This window comes from Pseudomonas matsuisoli (genome assembly GCF_014647635.1).
Lineage (GTDB): Bacteria > Pseudomonadota > Gammaproteobacteria > Pseudomonadales > Pseudomonadaceae > Pseudomonas_P > Pseudomonas_P matsuisoli.
This window is the reverse complement of sequence record NZ_BMPO01000007.1, coordinates 206,816-224,691: the sequence shown is the minus strand read 5'-3', so window position 1 is coordinate 224,691 and position 17,876 is coordinate 206,816. Positions and strand designations below refer to the sequence as shown.

General features: G+C 60.8%; 20 protein-coding genes. 10 read left to right on the top strand and 10 right to left on the bottom strand.

What is annotated here, in order from left to right:
- Window positions 1–247: 247 nt before the first annotated feature.
- Together IEY47_RS15605 and IEY47_RS15600 are read right to left on the bottom strand one after the other, a co-directional pair.
- Complete coding sequence (locus tag IEY47_RS15605; RefSeq protein ID WP_188984309.1) at window positions 248–550, bottom strand: DUF2388 domain-containing protein; 303 nt, start codon at window positions 548–550, stop codon at window positions 248–250.
- Between the two features lie 56 nt (window positions 551–606).
- Complete coding sequence (locus tag IEY47_RS15600) at window positions 607–921, bottom strand: DUF2388 domain-containing protein (RefSeq protein ID WP_188984307.1); 315 nt, start codon at window positions 919–921, stop codon at window positions 607–609.
- A gap of 171 nt (window positions 922–1,092) precedes the next feature.
- Here IEY47_RS15600 and IEY47_RS15595 point away from each other — a divergent pair, with 171 nt between their 5' ends.
- The 3 genes from IEY47_RS15595 (at window position 1,093) to IEY47_RS15585 (ending at window position 3,408) form a co-directional block, all read left to right on the top strand.
- Window positions 1,093–1,959 (top strand): HDOD domain-containing protein, encoded by an 867-nt coding sequence (locus IEY47_RS15595; protein ID WP_188984305.1) that lies wholly within the window; start codon window positions 1,093–1,095, stop codon window positions 1,957–1,959.
- A gap of 197 nt (window positions 1,960–2,156) precedes the next feature.
- A complete protein-coding gene (mutM, locus tag IEY47_RS15590) occupies window positions 2,157–2,969 on the top strand; it encodes a bifunctional DNA-formamidopyrimidine glycosylase/DNA-(apurinic or apyrimidinic site) lyase (RefSeq protein ID WP_188984303.1) in 813 nt (270 codons plus the stop codon).
- A 94-nt stretch (window positions 2,970–3,063) separates the two neighbouring features.
- A complete protein-coding gene (locus IEY47_RS15585; RefSeq protein WP_188984302.1) occupies window positions 3,064–3,408 on the top strand; it encodes a multidrug transporter in 345 nt (114 codons plus the stop codon).
- A 26-nt stretch (window positions 3,409–3,434) separates the two neighbouring features.
- Here the strand turns inward: IEY47_RS15585 and ggt are convergent, their stop codons facing one another.
- The 7 genes from ggt to IEY47_RS15550 all read right to left on the bottom strand — a co-directional run bounded on the left by ggt (window position 3,435) and on the right by IEY47_RS15550 (window position 10,959).
- Window positions 3,435–5,105, bottom strand: coding sequence for a gamma-glutamyltransferase (gene ggt, locus IEY47_RS15580; RefSeq protein ID WP_188984300.1), 1,671 nt, complete (start codon window positions 5,103–5,105; stop codon window positions 3,435–3,437).
- Between the two features lie 95 nt (window positions 5,106–5,200).
- Entirely contained in the window at window positions 5,201–5,452 is a 252-nt protein-coding gene (locus tag IEY47_RS15575) for a YfhL family 4Fe-4S dicluster ferredoxin (RefSeq protein WP_188984298.1), read from the bottom strand.
- A gap of 157 nt (window positions 5,453–5,609) precedes the next feature.
- Complete coding sequence (gene coaD, locus IEY47_RS15570; RefSeq protein ID WP_188984296.1) at window positions 5,610–6,092, bottom strand: pantetheine-phosphate adenylyltransferase; 483 nt, start codon at window positions 6,090–6,092, stop codon at window positions 5,610–5,612.
- Between the two features lie 332 nt (window positions 6,093–6,424).
- Complete coding sequence (locus IEY47_RS15565; protein ID WP_188984294.1) at window positions 6,425–7,402, bottom strand: hydrolase; 978 nt, start codon at window positions 7,400–7,402, stop codon at window positions 6,425–6,427.
- Between the two features lie 9 nt (window positions 7,403–7,411).
- Window positions 7,412–8,023 carry a 16S rRNA (guanine(966)-N(2))-methyltransferase RsmD gene (rsmD, locus tag IEY47_RS15560; RefSeq protein ID WP_188984292.1) on the bottom strand — a complete coding sequence of 204 codons (612 nt, stop codon included), beginning with the start codon at window positions 8,021–8,023 and terminating at the stop codon, window positions 7,412–7,414.
- A gap of 106 nt (window positions 8,024–8,129) precedes the next feature.
- Complete coding sequence (locus IEY47_RS15555; RefSeq protein ID WP_188984291.1) at window positions 8,130–9,614, bottom strand: M16 family metallopeptidase; 1,485 nt, start codon at window positions 9,612–9,614, stop codon at window positions 8,130–8,132.
- Complete coding sequence (locus tag IEY47_RS15550; protein WP_188984289.1) at window positions 9,607–10,959, bottom strand: M16 family metallopeptidase; 1,353 nt, start codon at window positions 10,957–10,959, stop codon at window positions 9,607–9,609. The genes IEY47_RS15555 and IEY47_RS15550 overlap by 8 nt, the downstream gene beginning before the upstream one ends.
- Before the next feature lie 135 nt (window positions 10,960–11,094).
- Here IEY47_RS15550 and ftsY point away from each other — a divergent pair, with 135 nt between their 5' ends.
- The 4 genes from ftsY (at window position 11,095) to rpoH (ending at window position 15,050) form a co-directional block, all read left to right on the top strand.
- Window positions 11,095–12,393, top strand: a complete 1,299-nt coding sequence (gene ftsY, locus IEY47_RS15545; RefSeq protein ID WP_188984287.1) for a signal recognition particle-docking protein FtsY — start codon at window positions 11,095–11,097, stop codon at window positions 12,391–12,393.
- Window positions 12,390–13,058, top strand: coding sequence for a cell division ATP-binding protein FtsE (ftsE, locus tag IEY47_RS15540; protein ID WP_188984285.1), 669 nt, complete (start codon window positions 12,390–12,392; stop codon window positions 13,056–13,058). The genes ftsY and ftsE overlap by 4 nt, the downstream gene beginning before the upstream one ends.
- Window positions 13,058–14,071 carry a permease-like cell division protein FtsX gene (gene ftsX / locus IEY47_RS15535; protein WP_188984283.1) on the top strand — a complete coding sequence of 338 codons (1,014 nt, stop codon included), beginning with the start codon at window positions 13,058–13,060 and terminating at the stop codon, window positions 14,069–14,071. Before ftsE ends, ftsX begins: the two co-directional genes overlap by 1 nt.
- 124 nt (window positions 14,072–14,195) lie before the next feature.
- Window positions 14,196–15,050: an RNA polymerase sigma factor RpoH gene (gene rpoH, locus IEY47_RS15530; RefSeq protein ID WP_188984281.1), complete on the top strand. Its 855-nt coding sequence runs from the start codon at window positions 14,196–14,198 to the stop codon at window positions 15,048–15,050.
- A gap of 481 nt (window positions 15,051–15,531) precedes the next feature.
- On the opposite strand, the gene mtgA is transcribed toward rpoH, so the two are convergent.
- Window positions 15,532–16,257: a monofunctional biosynthetic peptidoglycan transglycosylase gene (gene mtgA / locus IEY47_RS15525; RefSeq protein ID WP_188984279.1), complete on the bottom strand. Its 726-nt coding sequence runs from the start codon at window positions 16,255–16,257 to the stop codon at window positions 15,532–15,534.
- A 36-nt stretch (window positions 16,258–16,293) separates the two neighbouring features.
- Between mtgA and IEY47_RS15520 the strand changes: the two genes are divergently transcribed.
- The 3 genes from IEY47_RS15520 (at window position 16,294) to IEY47_RS15510 (ending at window position 17,830) form a co-directional block, all read left to right on the top strand.
- A complete protein-coding gene (locus IEY47_RS15520) occupies window positions 16,294–16,665 on the top strand; it encodes a DUF423 domain-containing protein (protein ID WP_188984277.1) in 372 nt (123 codons plus the stop codon).
- Window positions 16,666–16,737: 72 nt separating this feature from the next.
- The gene (gene thiS, locus IEY47_RS15515) at window positions 16,738–16,938 is read left to right on the top strand and encodes a sulfur carrier protein ThiS (RefSeq protein WP_188984275.1); all 201 of its coding nucleotides are present in this window, start codon (window positions 16,738–16,740) and stop codon (window positions 16,936–16,938) included.
- A gap of 97 nt (window positions 16,939–17,035) precedes the next feature.
- Window positions 17,036–17,830: a thiazole synthase gene (locus tag IEY47_RS15510; protein WP_188984273.1), complete on the top strand. Its 795-nt coding sequence runs from the start codon at window positions 17,036–17,038 to the stop codon at window positions 17,828–17,830.
- The last annotated feature ends 46 nt before the right edge of the window (window positions 17,831–17,876 follow it).

Here is a 17,876-nt window from a genome sequence, read left to right as displayed (position 1 = left end):
GCTCTTCGGGATTTCACCTGCGACGCTACCGTGAGGGCGGCCAGGGCGACTATACCGGCGATTTTTTGGACGCCTGTAGGGGCGACTTTAGTCGCCTAACGGTAGGCGTTGATTACCCGTGACCCCTCATGCAAAAGAAGGCGACTGAAGTCGCCCCTACGGCCGTCTCGAAGGTGAATGCCCTTCGGAGCTTCACTCCGCGACCGATCGAGAAGCCGAGGAATCCTCGGCTTTTTTGTTCAGGCCATTAGTTGACTTCAGTCGTAACAATCGCCGAGGCCAGCTCCATATCGCTCGCCTGAAGGTCTGGGTGAGCGGTTCTTATCTGACGCAGGGCCGCCTCTAGATAGGGGCCGCGGATGTTGCCGTCGGTGGCGACATAGCTGCCCGCGTCATCACGAGCTGCCGCGACCAGCTTATGGTCACGAAAGGTCAGGTAGGTCGAGCCAGTGGTGAGGCCCGAAGACAGGATGTCCCGAACAAGGCCATCGGCCATGACGTTGGCGCTGCCCAGCAGGAGCGCGCTGCCCAATATCACGAATTTACGCATGTCTGCGTTCCTTCTGGGAGTGACTGCCAGCAAAACGGATGCTGGCAGTTCAGGCCTTAGCGTTCAGCTACCGGTTCCTGAGCAGTCAGGATCGCCGTAGCGATTTCCATGTCGTCGGCGGTGGAGCCAGGATTTTCGCTACGCACCTGGTTGAGCACCGATTCCAGGTACGGCCCGCGAATCTCGCCATTGCTGGCAACGAAGCTGCTGGCGTCGTCTTTGGCGGCGTAGACCATCTTGTGGTCGCGGAAGGTCGAGTACAGCGAGGCCGAGATGCCTGCGCTGGTCGCAAAGTCGCGCCATCCGGCGGCTAGTGCTGAGGTCACGGGCAGGCACACAGCGAGTGAAGCGACAATCAGTTGCTTGCGCATAGTGGAACTCCGTCTTTGTATTCTTCAATTGCTGAGAGTCCGTAGGCGAAGCCCGAGTTCCGGGAAAGTCTCTGGAAGGCGCGTGCATCGGCTTTCTTGCGCTTGCACGTATTCGCCGGCGTCGGCGTCGAGATAGACTTGTGCAGTCTTCCTCGTCACTAGCGCGCAGTCATGTCCCAGGAACTCTCGGCGGAACAAATCCGCAAGGCATTGCAAGGCATCAGTGTTCCACCGCAGCCCCAGATCATGGTGGATTTGCAAATGGAGCAGGTGATGCCGACGCCTGATCTGAAGGCGATCGCGCGCTTGATCAGCCAAGACCCAGGGTTGTCTGGCGCGCTGCTGAAAATCGTCAACTCTCCCTTCTTCGGTCTGGCCAACAAGGTGAGTTCCATCCAGCGCGCAGTGAACTTGCTGGGCTGCAATAGCGTGATCAACATCATCAACGCGCAGTCCATCAAGGGTGAGATGAGCGATCAGACGATCGTGACGCTTAACCGCTTTTGGGACAGTGCTCAGGACGTTGCCATGACGTGCCTGACGCTGGCCAAGCGGGTCGGCATCCAAGCCGTGGATGAGGCGTATGCCCTCGGGCTTTTCCATGATTGCGGCGTCCCGCTGATGCTCAAGCGCTTTCCGAACTACATGGATGTGCTGGAAGAGGCGTACGCGCGCTGCAGCGCGGATACCCGGATCGTCGATACCGAAAACCAGCTGCTCAACACCAATCATGCGGTCATCGGTTACTACACCGCGCGTTCATGGAATCTCACGCCGCATCTGTGCGAGGCGATCGCCAATCACCACAATGCCTTGGCGTTGTTCTCCGAAGACTCGGGCCGCGATACGCAGTTGAAAAACCTGCTCGCCATTTTGAAGATGGCGGAACATATTTGCGGCGCGTATGGAACGCTCGGCAGCCAGTCCGATGACCATGAATGGCAAGTGGTGGGCCCGTTGGTGCTCGATTATCTCGGGCTTTCGGACTATGACTTCCAGAATCTGAAGGAAAGCATCCGCGAGTTGGGTGTCGCGTAGGGCTACGGCTGCTTTTCGCGCGCTGGAATGACCAGGACTCGTTGGAAGGGCTATCCCCGCGTTGACGCAACCAGGGCCGCCCCTACGAACGGTGCGCGGAGCCCCGTGCGCCACCCTACAACTCGATCGGCCACAGCGGCCCATTGGCTTTCTTTCTGCTAGTGTGGCGGCCCTACCGGAAACGCCTGTATTGAGCTATGCCTGAATTACCCGAGGTCGAAACCACGCGGCGCGGCATCGCGCCTCATCTTGAAGGTCAGCGCGTCGAGCGTGTAGTTGTGCGCGAACGGCGTTTGCGTTGGCCAATACCGGAAGACCTGGACGTCAGGCTTTCTGGCCAAGTTATTCAGCGAGTCGAACGCCGCGCCAAATACCTGCTGATTGAAGCAGAGTCCGGGACGTTGATCGTGCATCTCGGGATGTCAGGAAGCCTGCGGATCGTCGAGTCGGGGCTGCCGGCAGCCAAGCACGAACATGTAGATATTGTGCTCGAGTCCGGCCTGTCCGTCCGCTATACCGATCCACGGCGTTTCGGGGCAATGCTCTGGAGTCAGACGCCGCTGCAACACGAGCTGCTTCGCAGCCTTGGACCTGAACCCTTGACCGACGCGTTCGACGGGGATCGCCTCTATCAAATGTCCCGCGGTCGAAGCATGGCGGTGAAGCCGTTCATTATGGACAACGCGGTCGTGGTGGGTGTCGGTAACATCTACGCAAGCGAGGCGCTTTATGCGGCCGGCATCGATCCGCGGCGGGCCGCAGGGTCTATTTCTCGGGCGCGGTATCAGGCGCTCGCGGTCGCGATCAAGCGAATCCTTGCCTATGCTATTGAACGGGGCGGTACGACGTTACGGGATTTTGTGGGCGGCGATGGCAAGCCCGGCTATTTCAAGCAGGAGCTATTCGTTTACGGGCGTGCTGGCGAGTTTTGTAAAGGCTGCGGTTTTACCCTGAAAGAGATCCGCCTGGGCCAGCGCGCGAGCGTTTTTTGTGTCAAATGCCAACGTTGACGATGATCGGTCACGACCGCGCGACGAAGCGAAAAATATTCCCTTGGCGACTGCTATAGTCGCCGCACGTTGAACGAGTTGAGGGATCACCGTCATGAAAGCATTTCGTACTACCGTCGCCGGGCTGGCGTTGCTCATGGGCGCTGCGTCGATGCCCGCGCAGGCCGACTACGCGGTTCAGGAAAACATCAGCGGTGACCCGATGTATTCGGTGGATGCGCCGCCAGCGTTCGCCATGATCGGTGACTTGCTTATTGCCCGCCCGCTGTTGATTGGCGCCACCGTTATCGGTGCCGGCGTGTTCGTCGTGTCGCTGCCTTTCACCGCCGCGGGTGGCGGTATTGGCAGGGCTGGAAAGGCCTTGGTCGTCGATCCAGGTAAAGAAGCCTTCGTGCGCTGCCTCGGTTGCACCCGCTCAGGCTACAACCGTCAGGATTGATCCCGTCGAGGATGCTTCGGCATCCTCTAATCCCTGACCTGGGCAGCGCCTACGCCGCGTGGGTCGCTCGCGGCCTGAACCTTGCTCGATTCTTTATCCCAGAGCAGCACATGCTGATTGCCGTAAGGCCGTGCTAGCGCTTTCATTTGATATCCCCTGCCTTCCATTTGCCGCTCGTCGTCGCGGCTGAATGCGCCAGGCTCGTATTCAACGATGTCCGGCAGGTATTGGTGGTGATAGCGAGGGGTGCTGACCCAGGCCTCCACGGGATGGCCTTGCAGGTATTCCATGATCGCGAGCAAGACCATGCTGGGGATGCGAGATCCGCCCGGTGTACCGAACGAAGCGAAGGCCTCATCGCTTTCAATGAAGGTCGGGCTCATGCTCGATAGCGGGCGTTTCCCGGCACTGATCGCATTCGCCTGGCTGCCGCTCAACCCATAGGCATTGGCGCCTTCCACGTCCGCGGCAAAGTCATCCATCTCATTGTTCAGCAGCACGCCGGTTCCGGCTGCCGTGAAGGCGGCGCCGAAAGGCAGGTTGATCGACAGCGTTGCCGCAACCGCACGGCCTCGTTTATCGATGACCGTAAAGTGGGTGGTGTGATCACCTTCGGTCCAGCCGGGGGCTGGCGGCAGGTCCTTGCTCGGCGTCGCTTGGGCGGGGTCGATGTTCGAAGCGAGCCTTGCTAGATAGGTCTCGCTCAGCAGATCTGCAGTGGGGATTTCGACGAAGTCGGGATCGCCCAATACACCGCGATCACGGTAGGCGCGGCGCAGGGCCTCGATGATGTAGTGGCTACGTTGCAGGCGGTTCGTGTGCTGCCACGGGAGATGTCGCAGCATGCCCAGGCTTTGCGCCAGGGCGATACCGCCCGCCGAGGGCGGCGGTGCGGTGATCAATGTCCGTTCTTCATCCAAGGTATAACGAAGCGGTTCGCGTTCAACGGTCCGGTAGAGTTCGAGGTCTTCCGCTTCCCAGATGCCGCCGGCGTTGCGTACGGCGTTGATCATCCGGGCGGCGCGTTCGCCGCTATAGAAGCCATCGTGTCCTCTTTGGGCGATGGCCTCCAGCGTATCGGCGAGATCCGGTTGGCGAACGATGAAGCCTTCTTCAGGGACCTCGCCGTCATGGAGGAAAAGCCGGGCGCTCTCGGGATCATCGCGTAACGCCGCCAGTCGGTATTGAGCGCGTTCTCGATACACGCGATCGACGGCGAAGCCGTTGCGTGCCAGGCGAATGGCCGGCGCCAGGGTTTGCGGCAACGGTAATGTGCCATAGCGCTCGCTCACGGCCACCAGTGCGGCAGGCAGTCCAGGAATGGCGGCCGCCAGGGCGCCATTCAGCGACAGGTCACGCTCGACTTTGCCTTGCCGACGATAGAGATTCGCTGTCGAAGACAGAGGCGCCCGTTCACGGGCGTCGAGGAAACGATACGTGGCGGGCTCACCCGCTTGTCGCAGTAAAAAGAAACCGCCGCCGCCCAAGCCGGAACTGTAAGGTTCGACAACCGCGAGCGCGGCGCTGACAGCGACCGCAGCATCGAACGCGTTGCCGCCCTCCGCCAGAATGGCCAAGCCCGCTTCTGTCGCAGCCGGGTGCGCACTGGCGACGGCGGCTTGATCAGGAGACTCGGCATGTGCGTTGAACGCGAGAAAGAAAACGAAAAACAGCGGTGCGAGACGATAGCGGCGCATCGGGACGGTCTTGGCGGTTAGGACGCCGTACCTTAACCCGATGTCACGTCCGCGGACAGTCGCCCATTTCCCGAACCCTGTCCAACGGTCTGCGCTTAGGCTTTGCCGGTGATGATTAGGTATTTCTTCATCAGGTCGTCCTTGCTCTCGACGTGGGCGTCATCGAGGGGGATGCAGTCGACCGGGCACACCTGCTGGCATTGCGGTTCGTCGTAATGGCCCACGCACTCGGTGCACAGGTTGGGATCGATCACGTAGATCTCTTCGCCTTGCGAGATCGCGCCATTTGGGCACTCGGGTTCGCAGACATCGCAGTTGATGCAATCGTCAGTGATTTTCAGGGACATACTTCGACTCCTGCCACGTCTCGGGGCACGTTGCGCGCGACGACTTGGCCACGCAACTGCGTTGCCGCACGCTTGGCCTAGGCATCAGAAAACCGGGGGCGCAATTGTGCCGTATCGGTAAGGCCGGTGCACGTCAAGTATGCCGGATGGTCGATTTTCAGGTCTTTTTGAAGCGTTCCGTCAGCGCTTCGGCCACAGCTGGGTGCACAAACTGATTGATATCGCCGCCAAGCCTGGCAATTTCGCGAACCAGCGTCGAGGAGATGTAGGAGTGGGTTTCCGGTGCCGTGAGGAACAGGCTTTCCACTCCCGGTGCCAACTGCCGGTTCATGTTCGCGAGCTGGAATTCGTATTCGAAGTCCGATACTGCGCGCAGGCCACGTAGCAGGATATTGGCTTGTTGCTCCTGGACGAAATGAGCCAGCAAGTTGGAAAAGCCTACGACCGATACGTTAGGCAGGTGCTTGGTGACTTCGCGGGCGAGCTCCACGCGCTGTTCCAACGGGAATAGCGGGTTCTTGTTCGGGCTGGCCGCAATGGCGATGACGACGTGTTCGAACAGGCGGGAGGCGCGTTCGATGAGCCCTCCGTGACCACGGGTGATCGGGTCGAAGGTGCCTGGATACAGCACTCGGTTCATCGCGACGTCCTTGCAGGGTCGGTGGGGAGGGCCGGATGGTAACGCAGCGAATTGCGGGGGCCAAGCCATGGGAGATCGGAAGCACGCGGTTAACCACTGGGAGCGAGCGATGCCGCGATTGGCTGGACGTTTTTTCGGCTGGTCACGGGTCTGGTCGTCGCTGCGAGGTGAGCGGTGAATTACGCCATCGAGCGGCTAATCCACCCTACGTTGTGTTTTCTTTCGTGGGAGCGGGCCATGCCCGCGAATGGAGTGATCAGGCGAGGGGGGGGCTTGGCTTAAGGCCGCTTCGCGGGCATGGCCCGCTCCCACAGGCGGGCTACTCTCGCGTGTTAACCCTTTAGCCAGCTTGGAATACGCCGCTCTAGATAGAAGCCTGGCCGCCGTAACGGGCCATCGATAAAGCCCACGTGTCCGCCTTTATCCCAGCTTTCGAGCTTCGTTGTTTCGGATACGTCATCAGGGCCTGGTATGCAGGCCGAAAAGATGAATGGATCGTCCTTGGCTTGAATGATCAGTGTCGGTACGCGGATAGCCTTGAGGTAAAACGCGCTCGACGCACGTCGGTAATAGTCGTCGGCATCCGCGTAGCCGTGCAGCGGCGCCGTGATACGGCCGTCGAAATCCCAGAACGTTCGCATGCCATCGAGGGGGCCAAGCTTTTCCAGCGCCGAAAGCCGGTCGGCCATGCCCTGGTGGGCGAACAGACGCTGTTTGTCCCGTACGTAGGCGATCATGCGGCGCACGAAATAGCGTTGGTACATCCGCGAGGCACCAAGACCCATACGATCGGCGCATTGATCCAGGCGAAAGGGGACGGAGACGGCAACAGCCTTGTGTATGCCGCTCGCGGTACCCGTTTCGCCCAGATGCTTGAGCAGTACATTGCCGCCTAACGAATAGCCCACGGCATATAGCGGGGCAAGTGGTCGCTTGCGCTGCAGGTGCCCTATGACTTCGGCGAGGTCTTCACTGGCGCCGGAATGGTATGCGCGTGGCAGCAGATTGGGCTCGCCGGAGCAGCCGCGCCAGTTCAGTGCAACGCTGGCTAAGCCTCGATCTGCCAGCGCCCGCTGCACACCGAGCACGTAATGCGACGAGGAGCTGCCAGTCAGCCCGTGTAGCACGAGTACCAAGGGTGCGTCCGCGGTGTGCGGTCCATGCCAATCGAGATCGATGAAGTCGCTGTCCTGAAGCCACAAGCGCTCGCGGACCCGTTCCAGCACGGGTGGGCGTCGCAGCAACGGGGCCCACAGGGTTTGCGCGTGTGGGCCGGGTAGCCACCAGGCAGGTTCGAAGGGTCGCGCCATGGGCGTCCGCTAAGCGGTTCTTTCCCACAGGGCGTAGTGGACTTGGCCTGCCTGCTTTTCACGGTGGAGTCGCCAATTCGATGGCAGTCCGAGGGCGGAAGGCGACGCTTCGCTTTCGGTGTAAACCCATGCCCGGGCGGCCAACCAGTTGTTGCGCTCCAACCGCTCGCAGGCCTGGAGCAGCAGGTTCTGATGAAACGGCGGGTCGAGGAAGGCAATGTCGAAAGGGTGGGCAGGCTGTTTGTCCAGGTAGCGTATGGCATCGCCTAGGACGACCTCCCCGCGAGCACAGTTCAGCGCGTCGAGATGGTGACGCAGTGACGACAACGCTTCGCTGTTCAAGTCCAGCGCCAGCGATTCACCCGCGCCTCTGGACAGCGCTTCGAGAAACAATGCCCCGCTGCCGACGAAGGGGTCGATGACGCGCGCCGCTTCGATCTGTCCTTGAAGCCAATTGAATAGCGTCTCGCGCACCCGGTCCGGTGTCGGGCGTAAGCCCGGTGCGCTCGGGAAGGCGAAACGGCGGCTACGCCACTCGCCGCCGATGATTCTCAGCGAGCCTTCGCCACCGTGAGGTTTCGGGCGCGCCTGACTAATAGGTTTGACGGTTTTGCCGCGCATCGTCGCGTACCTCATGGATGATGCCGCACCGTGCGGCTAAGAACCGGCTGATCGACCGAAATCGACCGCCGCGTCGACGCGGCGATCAGGTATGACGCGTTCACGCTCAATGTTCCGGAACCGTACTGGGCTGCTGCGCAGGCTTTGCCGATGGCGGGGGCAGCGGCTTCTGCTCGACGGTTGGGCCCGCCGTGACCACGACGAAGTTGTCGGGGTCGAGATGCTGGCTCATGGCGCTCTTAACCTGTTCGACGGTCAGCGCCTGCACCTGGTTCATGAAGTCTTCGAGGTAATCCAGAGGCAGGTCGTAGAAACCGATGGAGCCTAATTGCGCGGCGATGTCGGCGTTGCTTGCGGTGGATAATGGGAAGCTTCCGACTAGCTGTCGCTTGGCGTCATCCACCTCTTTCTGCGTAGGACCGTCGGCGAGGAATGTGCGCACAATGTCGCGGACCAGATCCAGCGTGCCCTGGCTTTGCTCGGCTCGGGTTTGCAGGGAGATGGTGAATGGGCCGCGCGCCGCCATGCCCGAGAAGCCGGAGTAGACCCCGTAGGTGAGGCCGCGCTTTTCTCGAACCTCCTCCATGAGTCGCGCGCCGAAACCGCCGCCGCCGAGAATCTGGTTGCCGAGGGTAAGCGCTGCCTGGTCCGGGTCGCCGCGTTCGATCCCGAGTTGCGCAAACAACAGGTGCGTTTGTGCGGATGGGTATTCGATGTGGTGAACCGCGGCTTCAGGCGATTGCGGCTCTGGCAGGCTCGCCAGCGCCGGCCCTTGGGGCAGCGCGCCGGAGACGCGTTCGGCCATGGCTTCGGCCTGCGCCCGCGTCATGTCGCCGACCAAGGCAATGACCGCGTTGCCGGCGCTATAGGCGCGCGTGTGAAAAGCCCGCAATTGGTCAACGGTCAATGCAGCGATGCTTTCCGGCGTGCCGTCGGACGGATGCCCGTAGGGATGTTCGCCATACAAATGCTGGAACAGTGCGTTGTTGGCCAGCTTGCCTGGGTCCTGCTTTTGCTGTTCCAGGCTGGCGAGAATCTGGTTCTTGATGCGCTGTAGGGAGTCTTCAGGAAAGGTCGGCTGACCAATGACCTGATCGAACAACGCCAAGGACGGCTCGCTGAGTGTCTCGTCGCTGAGGCTGCGCAGCGATACCACGGCCATGTCGCGGTAAGAACCGTTGCCAAACGCCGCCCCCAGCCCTTCGAAGCCTTCCGCAATTGCGGTGACGTCCTTGCCAGGAATACCTTCGTTGAGCATCGCGTTGGTCATCAAGGCGACCCCGGGATGGCCGTCGTCCTGGCTGCTGCCGGCGGCGAACGTAAGGCGCAGATCGAACATGGGAAGCTCGTGGGCTTCGACGAACAGTACGCGAGCACCACCCTTGGTCTGCCAGGATTGAATATCGAGCGTGCGGCGGGAAAGCGGTTTGCTTTCCACCTCCGTCAATGATTGCAGTTTTGTGGATTCCTCGAGCGTCGGTGGCGTGGCAGGCGCTTGCGCGGGACGGCTCATGAAGAACGCCACGATGCCGAGCAGCACGATCACTAGGAGGCCGAGCAGGCCATAACGCGCGCCGGGACGATTAATCATGGGCCGTCTCCTCTGGCAAAACACGGGCGATGGTCACGCGGGACGGCGTGAAGAATTTACGGGCGGCGGCTTGAATATCTTCAGGCTTGACCGATTCCAGTGCGCTGAGCTCTTCGTCCATCAGCCGCCAGCTCAGGCCGACGGTTTCCAGCTGGCCCATCGTCGTGGCTTGGCTGGTAATGGAGTCGCGCTCGTACACCAATCCGGACACCACTTGCGCGCGAACCCGGGCCAGCTCTTCATTCGAGGGTGGGGCGCCCTTCAGATCACCCAGCTGTTCCCACAGGGCCTTTTCGACGTCGTCCAAGGTGTGGCCTCCCTGGAGGTTGGGGAGCGCGGTCAGCATGAACAGGCTGTCTCCTCGGGTGAACGCGTTGTACCAGGCGGAGGCGCCGCTCACCAACTCCTGCCCGCGTTCGAGACGCGACGCCAGGCGCGCGCTATAGCCACCGTCAAGCAGTGCGCCTATCAAACGCAGCGCCTGGGCTTCGGTTGGGTTTTCTGCCGTGGCCATGCCTGGGACGTTGAAGCCCATCAGCAGCGCTGGCAATTGGGTGCGCACATGCAGCGTCAGGCGACGCTCGCCGGGTTCGGGCAATTCGAGCGGACGCTTGATGACCGGCGTTGGACGATTCGGAATAGGGCCGAAGTATTTCTCCGCCAGGCCCTTGATTTCATCGACCGTGACATCCCCGACCACCACCAGCGTGGCGTTGTTCGGGCGATACCAGGCTTCGTACCAGGCCCGTAGCTCCTCGATGCTCATCCGATGAAGGTCGGCCATCCAGCCGATGGTTGGTGTGTGATAGCCGCTGGCAGGGTAGGCAAGGGCCTTGAACCGTTCGAAGGCCAGCGACATGGGCTGATCATCAGTGCGGAGGCGGCGTTCCTCCTTGATGACTTCGATCTCCCGCGCGAACTCGTCGGCGGGCAAGCGCAGGCTCGCCATCCGATCCGCTTCGAGTTCGAACGCGACGGGCAGGCGATCACGGGCGATGACCTGGTAGTAGGCCGTGTAGTCGTCGCTGGTAAAGGCGTTTTCTTCGGCACCGAGTTCGCGCAGCACCCGTGAGGCTTCACCGGGACCAAGCTTGCGACTGCCTTTGAACATCATGTGTTCGAGGGCGTGCGAAAGGCCCGTGTTGCCCGGGGCCTCATAGGTGGAGCCCACCTTGTACCAAAGCTGAGAAACCGCGATGGGCGCGCGGTGATCTTCGCGCACGACCACCTTTAGGCCGTTGTCGAGCGTGAACTCATGGGTCGGTTGGGTTTCTGCGGCGTGAAGAGGGAGAGCCAGAAAAAAAGCGAATAGCAGGCCGACGCTGCGGCGAGCGGAAAGAGTCATGGGCATTTGGACCTTTCGGATAGTCCGCCGGTCATAACGCCGGCGAGCACTGAGGTGCTAGGATACGCATCCAATTTAGTGACGGCCACGTCTGTCGACCGCGACGGGCGTGGCGCTCTTGAGATACGCGACCCTATGTTTGGTTCCAACGACGACAACAAGCCGCCGCTCGAGTCGGCGGAAAAGAAAGGGTTGTTCGGCTGGCTGCGCAAAAAGCCGCAAGCTGTTCCGACACCTGAACCCGAAGCCCCGCGGACGGTGGATGACAACCTGAGGATCGATGCGCAGCAGCCGCCTCCGGTCGAGCCGCCCCCCGCGAATGATCCGCCGCCGCTGATCGATCCGCCGCCTGCGCCCATCGATGAGCCGCCGCCAAGTGAGGTTCCACCTCGCGAAGAGCCGGTCGATCCGCCTCCCGCCCAAGCCGCGCCCGTAGTCGCTGCGCAGTCTGCGCCGGTCCTGCAGGTCGCGCCGGTGGCACAGACAACGCCTGAACCCGAAAAGAAAGGCTTTTTCGCCCGGCTTCGACAGGGGCTCGCGAAAACGAGCGCCAGCCTTGGCGAAGGCATGGCCGTCATCTTCATGGGCGAAAAGGAAATCGATGACGATCTCATCGAAGAACTGGAGACCCGCCTGTTGATGGCCGACGTCGGCGTTGAGGCAACGGGCGTGATCATGCAAAACCTGACACGCCGTGTCGCCCGCAAGGAGCTCGCCAGCAGCTCAGCCCTTTATCGGGCTTTGCAAGAGGAACTGGCGGCGCTGTTGCTGCCGGTCGAGCAACCCCTGGTCATCGACAGTGCCCACCGCCCTTACGTGATTTTGGTGGTCGGCGTGAATGGCGTCGGTAAAACCACGACCATCGGCAAGCTCGCGAAGAAGCTTCAGCTCGAAGGCAAGCGGGTGATGCTGGCGGCGGGCGATACCTTTCGTGCGGCGGCTGTCGAGCAGTTGCAGGTCTGGGGCGAGCGCAATGAGATTGCGGTCATCGCTCAGCACACTGGCGCGGATTCGGCCTCGGTCATCTTTGATGCGGTGCAAGCCGCCAAGGCGCGTAATGTCGATGTGCTGATCGCGGACACCGCCGGTCGCTTGCACACCAAGGACAACCTCATGGAAGAGCTCAAGAAGGTTCGCCGTGTCATCGGCCGCCTCGACGAGAGCGCGCCACATGAAGTGTTGTTGGTGCTGGACGCCGGTACCGGGCAGAACGCGATCAACCAAGCCAAGCAGTTCAACCAGGCGGTAAGTCTGTCCGGTCTGGCTTTGACCAAACTCGACGGCACTGCCAAAGGCGGCGTGATCTTCGCGCTGGCCAAGCAGTTCAATCTGCCGATTCGCTATATCGGCGTCGGTGAAGGCATCGACGACCTGCGCACCTTCGAGGCCAAGCCCTTCGTTCAGGCGTTGTTCTCGGATAAAGAGGCTGCATGATCCGTTTCGACCAGGTCGCCAAGCGTTATCCCAACGGTCATGTGGGTCTGCATGAATTGAGTTTTCGTGTTCGGCGGGGCGAATTTCTGTTCGTCACCGGGCACTCCGGCGCGGGCAAAAGCACGTTGTTGCGGCTGTTGTTGGCGATGGAACGGCCCACGGGCGGTAAGCTCCTGTTGGCCGGGCAGGACTTGGCCACGATCACCAATGCGCAGATTCCTTTTCTTCGTCGCCAGATCGGCGTCGTTTTTCAGAACCACCAGTTGCTGTTCGATCGTAGCGTCTTCGACAACGTCGCCCTGCCACTGCAGATCCTTGGCCTAAACAAGCGAGACATCGGCCAGCGCGTGATGACTGCCCTGGAGCGGGTCAGTCTCAAGGACAAGGCGCTGCAATTTCCCGCTGATCTCTCCACGGGCCAGCAGCAGCGCGTGGGTATCGCCCGTGCGGTGGTGCACAAGCCTGCGTTGCTGCTGGCGGACGAACCCACGGGCAACCTCGACCCCCGCCTCGCGGCTGAGATCATGGGCGTGTTCGAAGATATCAATCGACTTGGGACCACCGTGCTGATCGCGAGTCACGATTTGGCGTTGATCGCGCGCATGCGCCACAGAATGCTGACCTTGCAGCGTGGTCGTTTGATCGGTGACGGGGAGGCGGGCTGATGAGTGCGAAGCAGGATCCGGCCGCGCCTAAGCCGGCCGAACGTGTTGGGGCTACTGGCCAGCGCCCGGATAAACAGGATGACGGCCCCGACTTCAAGACCTTTTTCAATGCCTGGCTGGAAAGCCATCGTGCCAGCCTTGTGGATAGTCTGAGGCGGCTCACCAAGCAGCCAATCGGCAGCTTTTTCACCAGTTTGGTCATGGCGGTTGCCCTGTCGCTGCCCATGGGGCTGTCGCTGTTGCTGAGCAACGTCGAGCGTTTAGGGGGCTCATGGCAGCGAGCGGCACAGATTTCCGTCTACCTCGACCTGGATGCCTCTGCGCAGCGGAGCGAGTCGTTACGGGAAGAGATCGCCCAGTTGCCGGACGTCGAAGACGTGCGGGGGATCAGCCGGGAAGAAGCGCTCGATGAATTCCAACAGCAAACGGGCCTGGGCCAGGCGCTGCGCGAACTTCCGGAGAATCCGCTGCCCGGCGTGATCATCGTCACGCCGAATGTCATCGACAAGGCCAAGCTCGACGCTCTGCGGCAGCAGCTCGAAGGGCTGCCAGGGGTCGATCAGGCGCAATTGGATCTGCTGTGGGTCGAGCGGCTGACGGCAATCCTCAATTTGGGCGATCGCTTCGTCTTCGGCCTGACGGTGCTGCTGGTGATGGCGCTCCTGCTGGTGGTCGGCAATACCATTCGCCTGCATATCGAAAACCGCCGAGCGGAAATCGAAGTCATCAAGCTGGTCGGTGGAACCGACGGATACGTGCGACGTCCGTTTCTCTACATGGGCGCGCTCTACGGCCTGGCTGCGGGCTTTCTGGCCTGGTTGCTGCTCGCGTTCGGCCTCGACTGGCTGAACGACGCGGTCGTTCGTTTGGCTGGACTTTACGACAGCGCCTTCGCACTGGACGGCGTACCGGCGGGTGATGGCTTTTCACTGGTGTGCGGTGCCGTATTGCTGGGTTATGTCGGCGCATGGCTGGCCGTCGCGCGGCATTTGCGGGAGCTCGCCCCGCGATGAATCTCGGTGGTAACTCATTGATTTGTAATATCAATACAATCGATGAGGCAGAACTTGTGGGGCAATTCCCTGTCCCAATGCTCAGTGTTAGACTCAGCGAGCTTCGTGAATCGGAGGATTCGCAATGACCAAATCTCTGCAACCTGTTTATGCGTTGGCTCCCGGTGCGAACCTGGAGGCTTACGTGCATGCGGTCAACAGCATTCCGCTGCTGACGCAAGAGCAGGAGCGCGATCTGGCAGAGCGTCTTTATTTCCAGCAGGACTTAGAGGCCGCTCGGCAGATGGTGATGGCGCACCTGCGCTTCGTTGTCCATATCGCCAAAAGCTATTCCGGCTACGGACTGGCACAGGCTGACCTGATTCAGGAAGGCAATGTCGGTTTGATGAAGGCCGTCAAACGCTTTAACCCGGAAATGGGCGTTCGTCTCGTATCCTTTGCAGTGCACTGGATCAAGGCCGAAATCCATGAGTTCATCCTGCGCAACTGGCGTATCGTGAAGGTCGCGACGACGAAGGCTCAGCGCAAGCTGTTCTTCAACCTGCGTAGCCAGAAGAAGCGTTTGGCCTGGTTGAACAACGATGAAGTGCACCGTGTGGCCGAGACCCTGGGCGTCGAGCCGCGTGAAGTGCGTGAGATGGAAAGCCGCCTGACGGGTCAGGACATGGCCTTCGATCCTGCCGCGGACGCTGACGACGACAGTGCCTATCAGTCACCGGCGCACTATCTGGAAGACCATCGCTACGATCCAGCCCAGCAGCTGGAGGATGCCGACTGGAGCGACAGCTCGACAGCCAGTCTGCACGAGGCACTGGATTCACTGGATGAGCGTAGTCGTGACATCCTGCAGCAACGCTGGTTGTCGGAAGACAAGGCGACGCTGCATGACCTGGCAGCTAAGTACAACGTATCGGCGGAGCGTATTCGCCAGTTGGAAAAGAATGCGATGAACAAGCTGAAAGGTTCGATCGAGGCTTGATCGGGTGACAGGTACGGAAAAAAGCCGCGCATATGCGCGGCTTTTCGTTGGGCGTCTGCTAGCGGCTGGACTCGCAATTTCGTCGCGAAGGCTGATGTCGCATTCGCGAGCAAGCTCGCTCCTACAGTAGCCGAATACGGTTTCAAGATCGGCGACACTGCCCCTTGAGGAGGGTGAGCGGAATCGCCGTGTACGAGGTTGAGCGGCATGGATGCCGCGAGAAGTGCGATGGGCCAAGGATGGTCCTTCGCGCTGTGCCTCGTACGCGGCGATGGAGTGAACGAACCCTGCGCGAAGCGCAGGGCCGGATGATGGGGCAAGCGTTTTTGCTTACTTTTGTCCGGGGCGCGTAGCCGCGTCTGAAAAAAGTGAGTCGCCCGAGGGGGCGAAACCCTATCGAACATGCGACTCGTCAATCTTGGTACGCAATCTACTGCTCAGTGCGGCTTGCGTTGCTCAGCTTCCTCTCACTCTGCTGAGCTCACCTTAACTGCTGCAGAAAACCACTTCCCCCCAACTGCCGCATCTGCCGGCTTATCCAACTGCTCCGCTGCAATACATACGCGCTTGGCCGACTGGCGCTCCAGCGCAGAGGGTTCGGCAGCACCGCCGCCAAGCGAGCGGACTGCGCAGCGCTCAGTTGATCCGCGCCAACACCGAAGTGATGCCTTGCGGCAGCCTCCGCGCCAAAGATGCCCGGGCCCCATTCCACGCTGTTGAGGTACACCTCAAGAATCCGCTCCTTTGACCAGAGCGTTTCGATCAATACCGTGAACCAGGCTTCCAGCCCCTTGCGCAACCAACTGCGTCCGGACCAAAGAAACAGGTTTTTCGCTACCTGCTGGCTGATGGTGCTGGCGCCCCGCACGGAGCCACCGTCCTGGTTGTGCAGCAATGCCGCTCTGATGGCGGGTAGATCGAATCCCCAGTGGCTGGGGAAATGCTGATCCTCGCCAGCAATCACGGCCATTTTCAGGCTGTCGGAAATCCCGTCCCAGGCGCGCCACTCGCGTTGCAGGTCGATCGGCTCGCTGCTGGTCCAGGACGCCACCTTGCGCTCGACCATCAACGCGGTGCCCGGCGGTGGAACCCAGCGGAAGATCAGCACCAGTGCAACGCTGGCGAGCAAGGCATAAACCAGGCCTCGGACAACATGTCGCAGAAAGCCCCGGGCGTTCAGCTTGGACTTCTTTGCTCGGCGCGCCATTATGAAGACTGCATCCTTGCGTTCGGGAAATGTTCCATGATTCGACTCTTTCTCATGCTGGCCGCGTTTTCCGGTTTCACAGGCGTGGCATTGGGCGCGTTCGCAGCCCACGGCTTGAAGACTCGCCTTTCCGCCGACTACCTCGCGGTGTTTCAGACCGGGGTACATTACCAGTTGATCCATGCGCTGGCCCTTTTTGGTGTGGCCCTGCTTGCGCTTTATCAGCCAGGAAAGCTCGTCAACACGGCCGGCGCGCTCTTTGCGCTGGGGATCCTGCTGTTCTCCGGGAGCCTTTATCTGCTGACGTTGGTGGGTATAAGCCGGTTCGGTATCGTGACGCCTATTGGTGGCGCCGCCTTTCTGGGTGGCTGGCTGTGCCTGGGGCTCGCCGCGTGGCGGATGGCCTGATCGACGCGTTGCCTTTGTCATCGGATTCAAACGGGCTAGAATGCACGCCCTTTAGACGATAGCCCCCTGACCATGTTGATTCATGTGAATGGCGACCCTTATGAAATTCCGGCTGGCGAGACCGTTGCCGACTTGATCGGTCGCCTGGACCTCGCTGGACGCCGCGTCGCTGTCGAGCTCAACCTGGACATCGTGCCGCGTAGTCAGCACGCCGAAACAGCATTGAGCGAAGGTGACCGTGTCGAGGTCGTCCACGCCATTGGCGGCGGCTGACCTACCACCAGTCGTATGAGCCCGCCGAACACAGGCCCGGCGATCGCTGACGCGGCGCTGTTTCCCAGTGGCCTGTTCCCCTTCTAGGAAACCCGCGATGACTGCATCTTTCCAAGACAAACCCTTCACCATCGCTGGCAAGACCTATCAGTCGCGCCTATTGATCGGCACCGGGAAGTACCGCGATCTCGACGAAACACGTGACGCGATCGAAGCCAGCGGTGCCGAAATCGTGACCGTTGCCGTCCGCCGAACCAACATTGGGCAAAATCCGGACGAGCCCAATTTGCTGGACGTCATCTCACCCGATCGCTACACGATCCTGCCAAACACGGCAGGCTGTTTCGACGCGGCCGAAGCCGTGCGCACCTGTCGTCTCGCACGTGAATTGCTCGACGGTCACAATCTGGTGAAGCTCGAAGTCCTGGCCGATCAGAAAACCCTGTTCCCAAACGTCATCGAAACGCTGAAGGCAGCCGAAGTCCTGATCAAGGACGGTTTCGATGTCATGGTCTACACCAGTGACGACCCCATCATTGCGCGCCAGCTGGCAGAGATGGGTTGCTGTGCGGTCATGCCATTGGCGGGTTTGATCGGCACGGGGTTGGGTATCTGCAACCCCTACAACCTGCGCATCATTCTCGAAGAGGCGAAAGTGCCCGTGCTCGTGGATGCGGGCGTCGGTACGGCGTCGGATGCGGCGATCGCAATGGAGCTGGGTTGTGAGGCGGTACTGATGAATAGCGCGATCGCCCATGCAGGGCATCCCGTGCTCATGGCGCAAGCCATGAAACACGCCATCGAAGCGGGGCGTTTGGCTTATCTGGCGGGGCGAATGCCCAAGAGGCTTTACGCCAGCGCGTCTTCGCCGCTGGAAGGTCTCATTCGCTGATCCATCCCCGTGCTCCTGTGCGCGGGCACTTTCTTTGTCACTCTTG

Excerpts from the sequence above, each read along its gene's own strand:
- IEY47_RS15555 (WP_188984291.1), bottom strand. The coding sequence starts at position 9,614 with ATGATTAATCGTCCCGGCGCGCGTTATGGCCTGCTCGGCCTCCTAGTG.
- mutM (WP_188984303.1), top strand. The coding sequence starts at position 2,157 with ATGCCTGAATTACCCGAGGTCGAAACCACGCGGCGCGGCATCGCGCCT.
- IEY47_RS15605 (WP_188984309.1), bottom strand. The coding sequence starts at position 550 with ATGCGTAAATTCGTGATATTGGGCAGCGCGCTCCTGCTGGGCAGCGCC.
- mtgA (WP_188984279.1), bottom strand. The coding sequence starts at position 16,257 with ATGGCGCGCCGAGCAAAGAAGTCCAAGCTGAACGCCCGGGGCTTTCTG.
- IEY47_RS15595 (WP_188984305.1), top strand. The coding sequence starts at position 1,093 with ATGTCCCAGGAACTCTCGGCGGAACAAATCCGCAAGGCATTGCAAGGC.
- coaD (WP_188984296.1), bottom strand. The coding sequence starts at position 6,092 with ATGAACCGAGTGCTGTATCCAGGCACCTTCGACCCGATCACCCGTGGT.
- rsmD (WP_188984292.1), bottom strand. The coding sequence starts at position 8,023 with ATGCGCGGCAAAACCGTCAAACCTATTAGTCAGGCGCGCCCGAAACCT.
- IEY47_RS15510 (WP_188984273.1), top strand. The coding sequence starts at position 17,036 with ATGACTGCATCTTTCCAAGACAAACCCTTCACCATCGCTGGCAAGACC.
- ftsY (WP_188984287.1), top strand. The coding sequence starts at position 11,095 with ATGTTTGGTTCCAACGACGACAACAAGCCGCCGCTCGAGTCGGCGGAA.
- IEY47_RS15575 (WP_188984298.1), bottom strand. The coding sequence starts at position 5,452 with ATGTCCCTGAAAATCACTGACGATTGCATCAACTGCGATGTCTGCGAA.
- IEY47_RS15565 (WP_188984294.1), bottom strand. The coding sequence starts at position 7,402 with ATGGCGCGACCCTTCGAACCTGCCTGGTGGCTACCCGGCCCACACGCG.
- IEY47_RS15600 (WP_188984307.1), bottom strand. The coding sequence starts at position 921 with ATGCGCAAGCAACTGATTGTCGCTTCACTCGCTGTGTGCCTGCCCGTG.
- IEY47_RS15520 (WP_188984277.1), top strand. The coding sequence starts at position 16,294 with ATGATTCGACTCTTTCTCATGCTGGCCGCGTTTTCCGGTTTCACAGGC.
- rpoH (WP_188984281.1), top strand. The coding sequence starts at position 14,196 with ATGACCAAATCTCTGCAACCTGTTTATGCGTTGGCTCCCGGTGCGAAC.
- IEY47_RS15585 (WP_188984302.1), top strand. The coding sequence starts at position 3,064 with ATGAAAGCATTTCGTACTACCGTCGCCGGGCTGGCGTTGCTCATGGGC.
- ftsE (WP_188984285.1), top strand. The coding sequence starts at position 12,390 with ATGATCCGTTTCGACCAGGTCGCCAAGCGTTATCCCAACGGTCATGTG.
- IEY47_RS15550 (WP_188984289.1), bottom strand. The coding sequence starts at position 10,959 with ATGACTCTTTCCGCTCGCCGCAGCGTCGGCCTGCTATTCGCTTTTTTT.
- ftsX (WP_188984283.1), top strand. The coding sequence starts at position 13,058 with ATGAGTGCGAAGCAGGATCCGGCCGCGCCTAAGCCGGCCGAACGTGTT.
- thiS (WP_188984275.1), top strand. The coding sequence starts at position 16,738 with ATGTTGATTCATGTGAATGGCGACCCTTATGAAATTCCGGCTGGCGAG.
- ggt (WP_188984300.1), bottom strand. The coding sequence starts at position 5,105 with ATGCGCCGCTATCGTCTCGCACCGCTGTTTTTCGTTTTCTTTCTCGCG.